At 35.4% G+C, this 18498-nt stretch carries 8 protein-coding genes; 7 read left to right on the forward strand and 1 reads right to left on the reverse strand.

Annotated elements, in window-relative coordinates:
• Positions 1-175: 175 nt before the first annotated feature.
• Both V5E38_RS21390 and rlmH read left to right on the forward strand, forming a co-directional pair.
• Positions 176-367: a CxxH/CxxC protein gene (locus V5E38_RS21390; protein WP_387325021.1), complete on the forward strand. Its 192-nt coding sequence runs from the start codon at positions 176-178 to the stop codon at positions 365-367.
• 59 nt (positions 368-426) lie between these two features.
• Positions 427-906 carry a 23S rRNA (pseudouridine(1915)-N(3))-methyltransferase RlmH gene (gene rlmH / locus V5E38_RS21395; protein ID WP_097976445.1) on the forward strand — a complete coding sequence of 160 codons (480 nt, stop codon included), beginning with the start codon at positions 427-429 and terminating at the stop codon, positions 904-906.
• A gap of 124 nt (positions 907-1030) precedes the next feature.
• Here rlmH and V5E38_RS21400 read toward each other — a convergent pair whose 3' ends face one another.
• Positions 1031-2518 (reverse strand): DNA/RNA non-specific endonuclease, encoded by a 1488-nt coding sequence (locus V5E38_RS21400; RefSeq protein ID WP_499211364.1) that lies wholly within the window; start codon positions 2516-2518, stop codon positions 1031-1033.
• A gap of 728 nt (positions 2519-3246) precedes the next feature.
• Here V5E38_RS21400 and V5E38_RS21405 point away from each other — a divergent pair.
• The 5 genes from V5E38_RS21405 (at position 3247) to V5E38_RS21425 (ending at position 18165) form a co-directional block, all read left to right on the forward strand.
• Positions 3247-3933, forward strand: a complete 687-nt coding sequence (locus V5E38_RS21405) for a response regulator transcription factor (RefSeq protein ID WP_499211365.1) — start codon at positions 3247-3249, stop codon at positions 3931-3933.
• Positions 3908-5989, forward strand: coding sequence for a HAMP domain-containing sensor histidine kinase (locus V5E38_RS21410; protein ID WP_499211366.1), 2082 nt, complete (start codon positions 3908-3910; stop codon positions 5987-5989). Before V5E38_RS21405 ends, V5E38_RS21410 begins: the two co-directional genes overlap by 26 nt.
• Positions 5990-6147: 158 nt before the next feature.
• Positions 6148-7614, forward strand: a complete 1467-nt coding sequence (locus tag V5E38_RS21415; protein ID WP_499213618.1) for a WD40/YVTN/BNR-like repeat-containing protein — start codon at positions 6148-6150, stop codon at positions 7612-7614.
• Between the two features lie 425 nt (positions 7615-8039).
• Positions 8040-16064: a S8 family serine peptidase gene (locus V5E38_RS21420; protein WP_499211367.1), complete on the forward strand. Its 8025-nt coding sequence runs from the start codon at positions 8040-8042 to the stop codon at positions 16062-16064.
• Positions 16065-16662: 598 nt separating this feature from the next.
• Complete coding sequence (locus tag V5E38_RS21425; RefSeq protein ID WP_499213619.1) at positions 16663-18165, forward strand: malate:quinone oxidoreductase; 1503 nt, start codon at positions 16663-16665, stop codon at positions 18163-18165.
• Positions 18166-18498 lie beyond the last annotated feature (333 nt).

The following is an 18498-nucleotide window of genomic DNA, read 5'->3' on the forward strand; positions in this document are numbered from 1 at the left end:
ACTTTCTCCTCTTTTTTTTACGTTAAAAATTATAAATTGGGCAGTAGGGAGTAGTACTCGACATAGTAGCCAAATTAGGAATTAGGTATAAGTGCAACTACGCCTCTGACTTCGCCTAAAAGGCTCGTCAATCGACGAGTTTTCTTTATGTGCTAAAAAAAGGAGCTGTGTATAAGTGGAAAAAATAATTTTAAGCTGTGATGAGCATATAGAATGGGCTCTTGACGATTTTGTGGATAAGTACAGTGAAACACCACTGTTGAATAAAGTCGAAAAAACGCATAATATATCCACAACCTGTGAATATTGTCAAAATGATGCCATATATATTGTATCGAACATAGATTCCCCCACTAAATGTGGATAGAAATTGTGGGTATGTGGATAACTTTTGTGTATAACTTGTTCGTAAAGTGAGGATATAGTGTGAATATCTCAATTATCAGTGTTGGAAAGTTAAAAGAGAAGTATTTAAAGATGGGGATCGATGAATACATAAAACGATTATCTAGTTATGCCAAAATGGATATAATCGAAGTCCCTGATGAAAAGGCACCAGAGAATTTAAGCGAGGCAGACATGCTAATCGTAAAGGAAAAAGAAGGCGAAAGAATTTTAAGTAAAATAGCAGAAGACGCTTATGTAATTGCATTAGCAATTAAGGGGAAGGAACATACGTCTGAATCACTAGCTAAAAAAATAGATCAACTTGCCACATATGGAAACAGCAAAGTAGCATTTGTAATTGGTGGGTCATTAGGTCTAAGTGATGCGGTGATGAAAAGAGCGGATGATACATTGTCATTTTCAAAAATGACTTTTCCACATCAATTAATGAAATTGGTTTTAGTCGAGCAAATCTATCGTTCGTTTAGAATTAATAGGAATGAGCCGTATCATAAATAGAGATAGTTTATTTTAAAATAGAAAAGGGAATGTGCTACCAAAAGTTTTCTGGATCACATTCCCTTTTCTATATATTTAGTCTAATTTTCCATCATAAGTGAAGAAACTATTATCTTATCTAGACTTAATTTGTAGGACCATTGTCAACGCTAGCTTCTACGGCACTTTGAACGTTAGCCGGCACCGAGGATAGGAAGTCATAACCCGTCATAGACTCAATTGAATCTACACTTACTCTATAGTAGCTCCAAGGATGGCTAGAAGTTGTTTGATCATTTGGCAGCACTACTGCGATTACCCTCGTAGAAGTAGCAACACGACTTATATCACTATTCCCATTAGGTAGTACAACAATTACTTTCCATGTTTTTGCTGGTACGACAACACCATTCCCAACAGTAGTTTTATATCCATTAGGCCCAGTGCCCCCGGATCCATAGCCGCCAGATATTACATATAATTCGTTTCCAGCTGATACAAGTGAACGACTATACTCCTCTAAATTTGCCCAAGTAATTTCATTGTTATTTGGAGCTTGAGGAATCATATTGCTCATTAGAAAAGTTGCTGAATTATTAGCAACAGTAGATGTACGGTCAGCGGATGGACACATGTGACCTCGATCAAATCCACTTCCTGAAAATTCACTAGCAGTGACTTGATACCACCCTGATGGCAATGTAATATCAGCACGGAAGTCATCCTGACGAGCCACACTTCCAAGATCAGAGGAACCTATGTGCCAGCTAACCCAGTTAGGCTCGTGTTTGCTATTGTTATAAGATAAATCATACTGAGGTTTAACCATCAAATAATTATTAGAGTTAGAGATATTATTTGTAGCACCACTTGGATTCCCCAGTCCTATATGATCATTATCAGTGCCTGTCTGTGTTTCTGTTGAAGGTTCAGCTGTTGAAGACGAATTTTGAGGAACTAAACTGCTTGTAACAACAAAGTCATTAGCATTATTATTCGTGTCCCAACCATTCCCTTGGCCTTGGGCAGTTCCACCATTGTTGTCCTTACGTTCTACACTTGTCGTAGCGGAAAGAGTACCTACTGGTGTAGTTTCTGAATCATTTGCAGAGCCGAAACCAACAAAATCCACCACATTAGAATTTGTCGAACCTGATACCGCTGTAGTAACTTTTGCTAGTGCAACTTTTCCGCTACTTGCACTTAAATTTATTGTACCTGTACCATCTGCAGCTGGTAGATCAACAGTTCCGCGACCACCACTTGCTTCTTTAATTAAATAATACTGGTGTGCCCCAATACTACCTGTCAAATTTGTAATGCTGCTGAATGTACCAGTGGAAGAAGCATATTGGACAGACCATCCAGAAAGACTAACACTTAAATCTGTAGGATTATAAAGTTCAATATAATCATTTTTGTAGGAAGTACCACTATTACCTCCGCCACCATAAACTTCGCTGATCACGACATGCGTTCCAACAGCAGCTTGTGCAGGTTTCGTAAATAAGTTTCCTAAAGCACTACTAAAAAAAACTAAACTAGAACAAACGAGGTAGGCCGTCCTTCTTTTTAAATTTTTCTTAATTTTTTTAGCTAACATAGTTTTTTGTAACGATCGACTTTCTAACATAAACTAAAAACCTCCTACTAAGTTTTGAAAAAATACTGATAGAGTAATTAAAACAACCCAAGAATATGAACTTGATCCATTCGTCGTGTAGGTTTAGGGGAAATAAAATGGTAGGTGTCCTAAGACTGGTGTTCTGGTTGAGGATTCTTGTGGTACCTTGGACCCTGGGTTATAGAGAAAATGGGCTAATAGGATAATTTGTACAGAAAAATAAAAAAACATGTTTATTAGAGCAAAAAAACTATTACTTAATCTAGATTAGATTGTTTACATAAAAATACCAATAAAAACGTTAAGCACCTCCTAATAGTATTTTCCGCGAATTCAATTTTGGCTCAAAGGCAGATGGGGCAACTATTCTGTATTCACATAAAAACTATAAAAGACTTAAATATGTACTTTTTCCATTGCCTAATTCCACCATACTATTATTTTTTTAGAACATTTTAAATTATTTGTAAATAAATGTCCAACTTTTATTAAGGATAATAAAGGGCTATTTTTAAATAATTGATTCAAGCCCTCGCTTTAGAAACTGAAAGCAATATTATTACTAATTTCGAGCTGGCAGCATTATAAAAGAATACCAATTCTGTATTTTTTAATAATCCTAAGAAAATCTTAAGATTTACATTGAATGGATATTAAGATTTTACTGTTATCATCCTCTTAACATGAAAAATAAAGAGGTGATACAATTTTGAAAAAGGTAAATAGGAGAGAGATACATGAACATATTAGTATGTGATGATGATCAGTCTATTGTTGAAGCAATTTGTATTTATCTAGAAAATGAAGGATATAGCATGTTTAAGGCCTATAACGGAGTAAAGGCCCTGGAGATCATCGAAAACAAAGAGATCCATCTCATTATTATGGATATTATGATGCCTAAATTAGATGGAATTCGGACTACGATGAAGATTAGAGAAAATTATGGTGTACCTGTCATTATGCTGTCTGCAAAATCCGAGGATTCTGATAAAATTTTAGGCCTAAATTTAGGAGCAGATGATTACATAACAAAGCCATTCAATCCTTTAGAGCTCATCACACGAGTTAAATCACAACTGCGGAGATATACAAGCTTAGGCAGTCTTGAAACGAAGAACAGTTTATATCGTAGTGGAGGGCTTGTAGTCGATGATGAAAGAAAAATCATTACAGTTGATGGGGAAGTTGTTCATCTTACTCCAGTTCAATATAAGATTGTAAAGCTCTTAACTGAAAATGCAGGTAGGGTATTTTCAATTGAAGAAATTTATGAAAGAGTATGGAACGAAACGGCTTTTAATCCCGAAAATACAGTATCAGTCCATATTCGAAAAATTAGAGAGAAGATCGAAATAAATCCTAAAGAACCGAAATATTTGAAGGTGGTGTGGGGAGTTGGATATAAGGTTGAGAAAATATAGTCATTCGATAACAACAAAAGTAATTGTTTTTACAATAGTCGTTTTATTTTTTTCAGGTTTACTTAAGTCTATTGCAAATATGGAAGCTTTAACTGATGATGATTTTGGAATAGTCTTTGAAGACAATTACTTTCTTAGTAAATCCTATATGTTGGAAGTTGAGCCTATTTTAAGTAGTCTGACTCAATTAGTAAGTGAGTATAAAAGTGAAGAGAATATTTCAAAGGGTGGGACAATTAGCACAGAGGATTTGAAAACAATTGAAGAATCTTTATATCCTGACTTTGAGGCTCGGTCGAAAATATATAATCCAAGCTTAAGTGAAGAAGAAAACTTTAAAAATTTTAAAGAGGCTTATGCAAAAGAAATTAATCAGGCAAAGAATCAGATGCTAACGGATGATCTAAAAAGATATCAAGGGTTAATTCAAGTAGTAGCTGGTAATAAAGATCTATTATATTATGCCAATGATGGTGTTAATGAATTTACGAATAATACTTTAAAAGGCCAATTTAAAGGAAATCCTTCCTATGTAATATACAAAGATTATAAAAGAGAAATTTATCCAGCAACAATTGAAAAGAATAAGCGTTTTAATTGGATTACTGAAGATTTAGATCCGTTGAATGCAAAGAATATGGAAGTTTCTATAGCGTTCAAGCAAGATGCTTTGGATCAAAAAGTAAAAGAATGGAAAGAAAATAAGTCAATTGCAACGAAGGCATTCATTCTTTTCATAAGTTGTTCAGTTGGGTTTTTACTATCTTTTGCGTACTTAGCATTCATTATTGGTCGAAAATCATTTAGTGATCAAGAATTACATTTAAATGCCATTGATAAATTATTTAATGATATTAACTTAGTACTGTTAATAGCTCTAATTTCCTCTTGGGTAGCATTAGTAGATATGCTGACAATTGAAGTCATTAATAAGGTAGTTTTCTTCCTTACAATACCATTTTTAATTGTAGCGCTAGTGCTGATTCTATCATTAATAAAAAATATTAAAAGTGGAACACTGATAAAACATACTTTAATCTATCTTTTATTCAGTAAGTTTTGTACATTTATTAAAAATGTATATAAGAGCGGCAATATTGGCGTAAAAACTGTATTACTCGTAGTTGGTTACCCAGTATTAATTGCATTGACGTTTTATATATTCCCAATCACGATAGGCTTTGCTGCATGGTTTGCATATAAACAAGTTAAAAAATTCAATGCGATTAAAGAAGGGGTCGAGCAAATAAAAGCAGGCGATTTCCATCACCGTATAGAGATAGATGGGAAAGGTGAGTTTGCAAGTCTTTCTAATAATATAAATACCATTACAGATGGTCTGAAAACAGCTGTTGATCGTGAACTAAAGAGTGAGAGGATGAAAACTGAGCTTATCACTAATGTATCACATGATATTAGAACACCACTGACTTCGATCATTACGTATGTTGATTTATTAAAAAAGGAAAAGGACCCTATTAAATTACAAAAATATGTAGAAGTTTTGGATCAAAAATCGCAAAGATTAAAGCTATTAACCGATGATTTATTTGAAGCAGCAAAAGCCTCTAGTGGAACGATTCCTATTCATCTTGAGCGTATAGATATTTTATCGTTATTAACCCAGGGATTAGGTGAAGTTAATTCAAAAGTTGAGGCTTTAGATTTAACATTTAAAATAAACCATCCAAAAGATAAACTCTTTGTTACAGCAGATGGAAAACTATTATGGAGATCTGTAGAGAATCTACTATCTAACATTTTTAAATATGCACTTAGAGGATCAAGAGTATATATTGATATAGAAGATATGGGGAATGATATACTGCTTACTTTCAAAAACATTTCAGCTTATGAATTAAATATTTCGGCTGATGAACTAATGGAACGATTCAAAAGAGGCGATGAATCGAGAAATAGCCAAGGTAGCGGGTTAGGTCTTTCGATAGCGAAAAGTTTGATTGAAATTCAAAAAGGACAGTTTTCAATTCAAGTTGACGGTGATTTATTTAAGGCGATGATTCGAATACCTAAACATAATAGTTTAATTTCTTAATCTATAATAATTCAGACCTAGCACTCCTGTTCAAATGGGAGTGCTTTTTTAATTAATGAGACAAAACTGTAAATCACGAGTCATGCAGAAATTTAGGAAAACAAAGTATACTTAGACTAGATGAATAGAACGACTAAATTCAATAAAGGGGGAACTACATATTGAGGGGAAATGTAAAAAGAATTCTTAAATCACTATTAACAAATCCGATTTTCTTAATTGGGTACTGGGTTTTTGCACTAAAGTTAGCTTCAATATGCAGTTATGGAAGGATCGATAAAAATCTACCTATTTTATTAGTAAGTTTAGCCTCATTAATATTGGTCATTTTATTTACCATAATAAAGGTTATAAAATGCAACGAGCGTAAACCAAATAAACTTACAGACTTAAAAGCATGGAAATTGATTTCTATTGTCTTGTTTGTTGCAATTACATTATTTTACGGAGCAAATATATATAAAAGTGCGACAAAATTTGGCGGTAAACTTGCGTGGTATATAGAACGGTTAAAAAATCAAAGATCGATTAAATTTGAGCATAACAATATCTATCAATATGGTGTAGAGGGCATTTTTGAAGATATAAGTAATAAGCATACATTACCCAAGAAACTATATATGAAAAATAATTTTTCCCTTAAATTTAATTCAAATGGATTAATTACATCCTTTGATACATTTGTTTATGGAAAGAATGACGATGGGAAAGAAGAAAGCTTTCTAATAACTTATGATAAAAACAAGTCAGAAAATATTACCGTATATTTACACGGGTATGCCGCTCCTAATTATAATGATGACAATCTGTTAGACCCTTTAATTGAAACTACTAATGTGATTCCAATTAAAAAAGCAGTTAGCAAATGGAATGAAAATCAGTATGGATTGATTTATTACGGTAAAAGAAGTTGGGGCTACAATACAAATGGAATCATTAATATCGATAAGGATGGAAGAGAATATAGTCCGGAAACAGCAAGTACTGAAATAATTGGCTATACAGTATCCTTGTTTGTCCCCAGGATGGAAAAAGAGATTACACCTGCTAGATATAATTTAATAGGTAATCCAAATTGGAGTAAACCACCTACTACCCCAAATCAAGCTACTTCAGATGAGAAGAAAAACGAGCAAACTAATACAAATGAACAGTTTTTTCTATCTAAAGAAGTTGGTTATAAATTAAATGTTGCAGATAAAGCATTAGGAAGCACATTTTATTCATTAAGCAAAACCACTGATGGTGGAAATACATGGACGGTCATAAATAATGATCCATACAGTGGAACAGTTGGAGGTGCTTCGGGCATCGTCTTTTTGGATGACAAACTCGGATTTTTAGAAGCAGTTAATCCTTCCGGTAATGAAGGAGCTTTATACCGCTCAGAAGACGGGGGCAAAACATACAAAAAAATAAACTTTACATCTCATGGAGTAAAGTTGAATAATGAACAGACTATAAAACCCTTTGATACACCAAGTATGCCATTTATGATGGGCGGAGTTTTAAGTATGTTGGTTGGTCAAGGTACAGATGGGGATTATAACGGAAATAGTAGCGAACTTTATCAATCAAACGATAAAGGACAAACATGGAAATTTGTGAAAGAGGTTAAAAAATAGGGCTCTTAATCAATCAGTTGATTCTATAAATAACATAAAGAAAGATCTCTCAAAAAAATTGAGAGGTCTTTCTTTATGTTATTTACTTGAGTATGTAGATTAAAAATTACTAATTTATCCCAAGAAATTGAAATTATCAAAAAATTTGGTGTAACAAGTTGCAATTCCCCCAAATCCATTCCTTCAAAATAATCATATAAAACAATGAGAAAATGAATAACACTCCAAAATTTTAACAAAATATGACAATTTTTTTCCTGCATTTTACGCTAAAATTCCCCAATTTACTGTCCCTATAACCCAACATATAATGAAGAATGGCGACTTAATTGTCGTAAAATTTTCAAAAATATTAAAATTCTGTCATTAAAGGGGGGAATAGGGCTTTTGCTCTATATTAAATTAAAGAAGGGGAATGAGAAGGTATGAGCCATCGTAAAATGAAAAAGATGGTCATGTCAACGTTTCTTGCATCTTCAACACTGCTAGGCTACACAGCTCAGGCTTTTGCCATGACAGGTGGAACATCTGCAAGTAATAGCCAAACTGTTCAGTTAGACAGTAATAGCAAACTTGACTTGACTCAAGCACAACAATTGCAAAATTTATATTTAGAGAAGCTTCAATTTGATCCGAAGCTATTAAATTCTTCAGATCAACTAGATTTAATTATTCAATTTAATGTTGATCCAGCTCCAATTCAAATGAAAAATCAACAGAAGAATGCATCTTCTGGAAAACTTTCTGTTAATCAAGAAAGCACACCTGCTGTTACGTTAGAAAGTGCCCAAGCAGAAGTAAATCAAACACACAATGACTTTAAGAGCTTCGTTAGCAATGAATCTAAAAAATTGAAAGCTACAGGCGAATCCTCTAGCTCTATTCATTTAGGAAGAGAGTATTCTCAAGTATTTAACGGGATAGCTGTCAAAATTCCTAAAAGTTCACTCAATGATCTATTGGCATTACCTTACGTAAAGAGTGTGTATCAAAATGTTAAATATGCTCCAATTCCAGCTTCTCAGTCAACCGATATTTCGGCGAGCGTAACAGGAGATGGAAAGGTTTCCGATCAAAAAACAAATCCAAATTTATTAACTACTATTCGTTCAAATCGCTCTAACGTACAAGCAGCAAGTAGTACTTCAGTTAGCTCTTCCGTATCAGAGAAAACAGTTAATACGCAGTCTGGGACTGTCCCACCTCCAGGTCCAGAAGGTCCACAATCTGGTGAAACAGCAGTTCTGGATTGGTTGAAAATACACGATCTACAAAATGAAAACATCACAGGAAAAGGCGTAAAAGTCGGCGTTATTGACACAGGTCTTGACTATAATCACCCGGATCTTGCTGGAGAATATCAAGGCGGTAAGGATTTTGTAGACAATGATAATGACCCGATGGAAACAGTCTATTCTGATTGGTTAGCTGCAAAGAATGCTAATGACTCACTTCCATCTAATCAACAAGATCCAAACTTCCCAACGGATTACCATAATTATATTACATCTCATGGAACACACGTAGCTGGAACAATTGCAGGTCAATCAAGAAGTAGTTCTCCTTATGCAGTTAGAGGAGTTGCTCCTGAAGTTCAGTTATATGCTTACCGTGTACTAGGTCCTCATGGTGGAACAGATGAGGCAGTTATGGCAGGGATTGAGCAATCCTATAAGGATGGGTGTAAAGTAATTAACTTATCACTTGGTGCGAATTATAATGATTCATTGTCTTCAAATGCTGTTGCAATTAACAATATTTCTGACCTTGGTGTAACTGCGGTTATTGCTGCTGGTAATTCTGGTCCGGGGGCTGGAACAGTGGGAACTCCGGGGGCTGCAGCAAAAGCAATAACTGTCGGCGCAATTGCCACACCTACCCAAGTTCCAACGTTTGACATCCATTCATATGGGGCATCAGGGGAAGACTCATTTGCGATTACAAATACTCGTTTAATCGGAAAGGATTTCACGGAATCGAATTCAAAGATTAGTGGATCGACTCAGTATGATATTGTAGATGCTGGATATGGCACACCTGCTTGGTACGATTCTCTACGTAATAAAAATATTGATGTGAAAGATAAGGTTGTTCTTGTCAAGCGTGGTGCTGCGTCTATGGACCAACTAATGGCGTACGCGGCTAATGAACATGCTAAGGCTATGATTTTATGGAATCCATCAGACAATCCTGATCTTCTATTTGATGAGCAGGGGTATTATCCATTTTATTTTGGTTCTAAAGGTAGTACGGTTTACACTTTGCAAATAGGCAAGAATGATGGAACAAAATTCTATAATGCTTTTAAGGCCGGTACGATCAAGAAAATTTCAGTATCGAACGCTGGCAATTACACAATGCCAGGGAATTCTCTTGCTAGTTTTAGTTCTACCGGTCCTGTTACCGGTTCATTAGCAATTAAACCTGATGTTGTTGCGCCAGGTGTAGATATTTTCTCAACAGCTCCTTATGATATATGGGAACCAGATAACAAAGATTATTCGTATACTTACCAATCAATGTCTGGTACATCAATGGCTACTCCTCATGTTGCTGGTATGGCAGCATTGATTTTGTCAGCTCATCCAAACTATAAGCCCGAGGATGTCAAAGTAGCATTGATGCAAACTGCTGATGCGATCGACTCACAAAAAAGTTTATTCCAAATCGGCTCGGGTAAAGCCGATCCATATCAAGCAGTCCATTCTGATATGCAATTTAAAGTAAAGGATTTTATTCAATCACGATCATCAACTGATGATTCATCAAGTTCAAATATTATTAACATAGCAAATACAACAGGTTCATTTTCGTTTGGCTATACATCGCGTTCAGTAGATGGTTCTGTTACGAAAACAGGCGACTTGTATATTACTAATAACGGGAATGCTGACAAGACCTTCAATGGATCGAGCGCTTTCTTTAAGGATGCGTTCATGATAAATGGACAAGATGGGAAGGAACAGGGTGCTAAAATTAGCATAAGTAATGCCACATCGCCTGAGACTGAATTAAAGTCAATTACAGTTCCAGCAGGAGGAACAATTCACCTAACAGTAAAATTCACTGCTCCTGCTTCAGCTGAAAGTGGATATTACGAGGCATATATTAACTTTGTTAATCCAGCTAATCCTGATGAAACTTACCGTATGCCTCTTGCTATTAACGTTCAAAGTAGAGGACTAGATTTCAGGGTCCAAAGAAAAGCTATTACCCTAAGTGGCGATAAAAACTTTAATCCGAATACTTTCGCTGTTACTCCTCAATCTTGGGCAGAGGTTCGATTGAAAAGTCCACTTGACCCTTCATTTGGCTTTAAGCTTTATGTTATGGATGTAACTGGAAGTAAATATATAGGATTTATTGGTGCATTGAATATTTCTGCTTTTACTCTCGGTAATTTAACATATGTTCCATTTTTAACGAATGGAAGTTATTATCCTTATAGAGATCCTATTTCGAAGGATGACCCTAATTTAGCTGTGAAACTGACACAACAATTGCCAACACAAAAGCAGGCTGGAGAAGGCGGCTATACAATCCAAGCTCGTGCTTTAGATGCTTCTAGTGGTCAGTTATATGAAAAAAATAGCACGGTTTATGTTGATAACACTCCACCTACAGTGCAAATGGATGAAGGAAGTAAACCAGGTATTTATGAGATTGATCCAAATGGTCCTATGACTGATGGAGCGCTAAAGTGGTTCTCAGGAAAAGCTTACGATTCAAATGTTGATTATATGAAAAACGTTGGGCATGAAACGCAAGTTCCTGCACCGCCGAACTATGATACTGATACAAATGTAAGTCAATCTTTAGGTAGAATTGACGGAATGCTAGGTGATTCAAACTCAGCACCGTACGTCAACTACTTCCTTAACCTCAGTGATGACGGAAAATTTAAATTTGGTATTAGTAAAGAAGACCTTGTGAATACTGATGCTGACCCTCTGAAAGAAAATTACGGGGTACAGTTCAGAATTTATCCTGAAGATTATTCATTTGCAGGTAATCTTGAAACGCAAGGACAATTTTATTATTTTGTAAAAAAAGGTAATGAGTATGTAGTGAATCGATTTGCGCGACTTGATTCGCCTGGATCGACTACATTAAATGGAGTAGATCCTGACTTCCTTGTTGATAAAACATTAGTCTCTAAAGGAGATAATTTTAAATCAACATTATCTATTAAGTATCCGAAAAAACTTGTAGGAGCAAAGTTTTATATTGATAGCCTTTATTTTGCTGATATTCAGGATATTGATTTTAGTCCAGAATACAAAGCATTTTTAGCATCAAAAGGAATTACAGCTGATAAATCTTGGATTCATCAAGATAAGGATGTAAATGGAGATTTTATATTCAATTTCAATCTTCCGAAAGATGTACAAGCTCAAGGTGTATTAAATACAGCTGACACATTAAGCGGCGGTGTTGCCCAAGAAATGCCTCTTCTTGATATTAAATACCAAGTGACAAATGATGCTGGATTAGATACATTATGGCTTCAAGGATCTGCGAATATCCCGGAAATCACAACGTATGACGGTGTGAAAAATGGGATGGATCGAGTTCCTACATTCCTAGATAAAAAACTTTACATTAAAGGCTCAGCTTATATTAGTGGAAGTATTAGACCAGAAGGATTCCAAAACTATCCAACGGGAGGTGTGTATGGAAGGTCAACACCGATAACATCCGATGGTTCAGGTGTTGAGGTTAAGTTTGAAGACCCTAATGCGGGTGGTATTACGTCTAAATTGCCTATAGCTCAGGATACTACTGCCGGCGCATCAAGTGCAAATTCGGGTATCGTTCAGAGTGGTTTATTTAGTTCAGACCTTCCTATGCAAGCAGGAACTAAACCATACAATTTTACAATGAAGATGCCAGGGCATTTAACGTACTATGGAACATTAGCCGTGAACAATGCAGGACAATATAATTATGCAGCAGGAGGAATCTATTCTGTTCCGAATGCGATTATGCTTGCAGGTGACGTGAATGGTGACGATGTGATTGATATGAAAGATATTGAGGCGGAAAGTGCAGCTTACAATAGCTTTGTTGACGCATCATCAACGTACACAAGGAATGCTGATTTTAATTTCGATGGTACGATTGATTATAATGATTTTGAATACATCATCAAAAACTTTGGAAAATACAATACAACTGCACCTAATGCATCAACTTTAGAAGGAAAAATCGTTTTAACGACAAGTAAAACAATAACGATCACTGGATTTGGCACTTTACCAAGTGGTTCAGATCTTACTGCTTTTAACACTGTTGTAAAACCAGTGCCATATATTAAAACAAGTGATAGCACCGCCTTTGTATATTATGGAAAAGTCAATCCGTTTCAATTATTTTCTGTTGGCTATAAGACACCAGACCTTACAACTGGAGCTACCACACTTACACAAATTGAAGATACAGCTTGGAGAGCTGCATTAGATGGTGTTGGCGGGCAAATTTTAATTGATGGCATTGATCGTAAGGCAGCTACGAATATGTATAATGGATCTACTACGAATTCGATCATTGAAAAAGTTGTTTCTAACAAAGGGCAATATGAATTTGATCCATCACTGTTCAAAAAAGCAGGAGTCCACACAATTGTGTTCAAGGCGCCAGGCTATATGGACCGCTCTTTAAAATTTAAAATGCAAAATGGTGGAGGAACTAGCTTTTCACTTTTATCACCAAATAACGTTGCAACAATTGGAAAAGCGCTGACTTACACTCGATCTGATACTACAGGCTCAACAGCTGCGCACTATCGTGATATTTGGCAGCCAAATATTAATTCAATAACAGTAACAGACCCAAATAATAATGTTGTTAAAAACTATACAGGAGCTGAATTGGCAGGACTCTTTAACCAATTGACGCCAGCAAACGCAACAACATTTAACTTTACAATCCCGGCAGGTGTTTTCTCAACACCATCATTGAGTGGAGCAGATTGGAGGATTACAATCGCAGCGGATAATTACGATACGTATTCATTCACACAAAGAATTAATGCGTTCGCGTCTCCAACATTGACGGCCGAAGCAAATCGTTATTTTAATGATAGCAATTCAAACCCAATTTCAATTGGAGTTGGAGCTACAAACGATACACAAGCGTGGAGAGATGCCATTACGGCTGTTCAAATTGGCGGTACTACAATTAATAGAGCGGATTTTGAAGCTAATAAAATCATAGTAGGTGCTCCAGGAACACTAATTAAGATTGATGAAGCGCTAATCACTGCTCCAGGAAGTATAAAAATCAATATAATCGCATCAAATTACCAAACTGCGTCTATTGATCAACCTTTCTACAAACAAGGAGTAACACTTACAAATCCAGCAGGCACGATTTATGCAGGAAAAGACTTAGTAATGTCATTTAATCCAGGTACTACTGCATCTGATTGGGTATCTGCAGTGAAGTCTAGTGGTACGATTAAATTTAATGGAAATTCGATCAAAACTAGAGTTGTAATTGATGAAACAGCAGGAACATTAACAATTCCATATGACCTAGTAAGAACAAACGGTGGAGCTGCAGTTTCTAGAAGCTTAGTTGTATCAGCTCCAGGTTACGCTGATGTTAGTTCGAATGTAACGGTTACTCCTCAAACTGCACCTGTACTGACGCTTTCAGCACCTACAGGAACACCACAGTTTGGAGACACTATTACTTACACGATCAGCGGTGATGATAATCCATTATGGAGAAGTTCAATTTTACTTGCACCAACATCTGATCAAACGATTGACAATGGTGATGTTACAATTCAAATGTCATCCGTTACATCGGTAAAACCTTATGTAAAAACGTCTGTAACAAATGGCACAGGAGCAGTAACGATTGATGGCACTGTAACGCAATCTAATACGGCTGCAGGTAATAAGAACGTTAAGTTCGTATCACCTTACTTTACGCCAATTACAATTGCTCAACCATTTGCTCAAAGAAAAGTACCAACACCTAACTTGACTCCAAGTGGTGTTAATAAGCCAGTCATCATTACAGTACCTAACAATACTGAAAATATGAGATGGGCAAATGCATTAAAAATAGTTACAGGTGATGTGACAGTAGATGGAGTATCGGTTAAAACTGATACGACAATCTCATCAGACGCAAGCAATATCACCATTACACTACCTGGAACAGCATTTACAACTACGGGTAATAAAGAAATTAATTTTACCGCGTATAACTATCCAGAGACTAAGGTAACTCAAGTAGTTAAGAGCAATTCGCCAGTGTTTAGTTCAAAAATTGCTTATATTCAAGAAGATACACCAATCACAGTTAGTTACAATCAAGATTCAGATTGGCTTGCAGCTTCACCAGTTGTTTCACTAAATGGTAAAGTAGTTGATTCTAGCAAGTACGCTCTAACAGCTAAGGAACTGACATTTGTTGATCGATCTTTATTTAAGGATCTAGGTGAATATAACTTTACAGTGACTGCGCCTGGTTATATTGACACTTCATTTACAGTTATCATAAGTGATGATTTGTCACATATGATTACGGCAAAAGCGGACAGCAATGGTAAAATTGATCCGGACGGAGTAATTTCGTTGAAACATGGATCTAATCAAACGTACAAAATCACACCGAATACGGGTTTTGAGATTGGAAGCGTTAAGGTCGACGGACAAGAAGTAACAGTAACAAACGGAGAGTACACATTTACAAACGTAACGAAGAATCATTCAATTGATGTGACATTTAAACAAATCGTTCATATCATTACGGCAACAGCTGGAACTAACGGAATGATTAGTCCAAACGGTAGAATTGCTACAAATTACGGAACAAACCAAACGTTTACAGTCACACCTTATGACGGTTTTGAGGTTGCAACATTTAAAGTAGACGGTGTAGATGCACAATTAACAAACAATACGTACACGTTTACGAATGTAACAAAAGATCATACGATTAATGTAACGTTTAAACAAATCGTACACACAATCACAGCAGCAGCTGGAAGCAATGGTACGATTAGTCCGAGCGGCAATGTATCTGTAAACCATGGAAAAAATCAAACGTTTACGATTACACCGAATAAAGGCTATGAGGTTGCTACATTTACTGTTGATGGTGTGAATGCAAATCTTACAAACAACTCTTACGTATTTACAAACGTAACAAAAGACCACACGATTAACGTAACGTTCAAGAAAATCGTTTACACAATCGTAGCATCAGCTGAAGGCAATGGAACGATTAGTCCGAGTGGTGTACTTTCAGTAGATGAAGGAGCAAATCAAACATTTAAAATTACACCTGATAAGGGTAGTTATGAGGTTGAATCGTTTAAAGTAGACGGAGTAGAAACAAAGTTAACAAATAATACGTACACGTTTACGAATATAACAAAGAATCATACAATTAGTGTAACGTTCAAACATAAAGGAAGCAGTGGGAAGTAATAGCAACATTTATGAAAAATAAGTGATGCTATATAGTAGAAAATATATTTTTTCAAATGAGGAATTAATGGGCTCATTTTGAGTCGCACTAGGCTGTCGGGACCTTCTCGACAGTCTCTTTTTTTGTGAATAAATCATTCAAGGCGGAGTAATTTTAGACTAAAATTTGGTTCAATTAAATAATTTTAAAATAATAAGCAAATCTTTCCTTCAGTTATTTTATATTGTATACGAGACAAACTTAAAATAAGAGCTTACTATATAAAGGTAGGGTACATTAAATTATAGTGGGTCAGAATTTGTTTTTCTAAAATAAGGACCTTAATGATAGATTTTTAACTTTTGTACATTGTTTAAATAGTTTATAATTATCAGATAAAGAAAAAAATTTTTTTAGGGCAGTTAATAATAGAAATATACTATTAATTGGATATAATTAAATAGTGATATACTATTATTAAAATGTAGTTTAAATGTGTTATACTATTAATAAGATATAATTGAGACAGAAAAGGTATGTTCCTAGGTGGTGCCTTGCTTTTTGTGACACCTAAGCAGGAAAACCTACTTTTTGCAAAAAAAGGGGAAAAGGAAGGTTATTATGAGCAACAGACAAACTAGAACAGACATTATCTTAATTGGTGCCGGAGTCATGAGTGCGACTTTGGGATCATTACTAAAAGAATTAGCACCGGAAATGGAAATTAAAGTATTTGAGAAATTAGAAAAAGCAGGAGAAGAAAGCTCTAATGAGTGGAATAATGCAGGTACGGGACATGCTGCATTATGTGAGCTTAACTATACATCAGAAAAAGCTGATGGATCAATTGATATTAGCAAAGCAATAAAAATTAATGAACAGTTTCAACTTTCAAGACAATTTTGGTCATATCTTGTAAACAACAACTTAATTGGTAATCCACAAGACTTTATCATGCCAATTCCTCATATGAGTTTAGTGCAAGGTAAAGAAAACGTGGAATTTTTGAACAAACGATTTGAAGCGCTTTCTAAAAATCCTCTATTTAAAGGGATGGAATATTCAGAAGACGCTAAAAAGTTGAAAGAATGGATCCCGCTAATCATGGAAGGACGCACATCTAATGAACCAATAGCGGCAACAAAAATAGACTCAGGAACAGACGTAAACTTTGGCGCTTTAACGCGTATGATGTTTGAGCACTTAGAGAGTAAAAATGTAGAGATAAACTATAGACATAGTGTTGAAGACATTAAACGCACTAGTGATGGCGAGTGGGAAGTAAAAGTGTATAATATGAGCACTGGTAATATCGATTCCCACATTGCTAAATTCGTTTTTATTGGAAGTGGAGGAGCTAGTCTACCTTTACTGCAAAAAACTGGTATCCCTGAGTCAAAACATATTGGTGGGTTCCCTGTAAGTGGACTATTCTTAGTATGTAAAAATCCAGAGGTTGCCAAGCAGCACCATGCAAAAGTATACGGAAAAGCCAAAGTTGGTGCACCACCAATGTCTGTTCCGCATCTTGATACAAGATATATCGATAACCAAAAGTCGTTATTATTTGGACCGTTTGCTGGGTTTTCACCAAAGTTCTTAAAAACAGGTTCAAATATGGATTTGATTAGTTCTGTTAAACCAAATAACGTTATGACTATGTTAGCAGCAGGCGTAAAAGAGATGTCATTAACTAAATATTTAATCCAACAAGTCTTATTATCGAATGAAAAGCGTATGGAAGAATTACGTGAATTTATTCCAAATGCTAAGAGCGAAGATTGGGATATCGTAGTTGCTGGTCAACGTGTACAAGTTATTAAAGACACGCCAGCTGGAAAAGGAACGCTTCAATTCGGTACTGAAGTAGTAAGTGCAGCTGATGGCTCGATTGCGGCATTACTTGGAGCATCTCCAGGTGCTTCGACAGCTGTTCACGTAATGCTTGAAGTTTTAGAGAAATGCTTCCCTCAACATATGATGGAGTGGGTTCCAAAAATTAGAGAAATGATCCCTTCATTTGGTTTATCACTAGAAGAACATCCAGAACTTTTACAAGAAATTCAGGCTTCAACTTCAAATACGCTTGGATTAAACGAAAAAGAGCTAGCTTATAGTTAATTTTTTTTAAATAACATTAAAGTAAAGAACCTTCAGTTGAAATTGGATTGAAGGTTCTTTTTGTTATGGTAGGAAATAAGTTATTAGGGCTAAAAAACGAAGATCATGATGAATCATGTCGATTTAAATTTTTTGAAAAATTGAAAAAAAGTGTTCATGATTTAAAAAAGAGGTGATATACTACATACAACTGGTAATGACATCATTACTAATATGATTTTATGAAAGTTATAACTGGGGGGGTGAATCTTTTCTTAGAAATTAAACATTTTTTGTAAGCCTTTTCAAATTAACTGGTAATAACATCATGACAACGTGTTGATGGAGCACAAT

The organism is Rossellomorea sp. GAMAL-10_SWC (assembly GCF_049568075.1).
Classification (GTDB): domain Bacteria; phylum Bacillota; class Bacilli; order Bacillales; family Bacillaceae_G; genus Gottfriedia.

Excerpts from the sequence above, each read along its gene's own strand:
- V5E38_RS21400 (WP_499211364.1), bottom strand. The coding sequence starts at position 2,518 with ATGTTAGAAAGTCGATCGTTACAAAAAACTATGTTAGCTAAAAAAATT.
- V5E38_RS21405 (WP_499211365.1), top strand. The coding sequence starts at position 3,247 with ATGAACATATTAGTATGTGATGATGATCAGTCTATTGTTGAAGCAATT.
- V5E38_RS21420 (WP_499211367.1), top strand. The coding sequence starts at position 8,040 with ATGAGCCATCGTAAAATGAAAAAGATGGTCATGTCAACGTTTCTTGCA.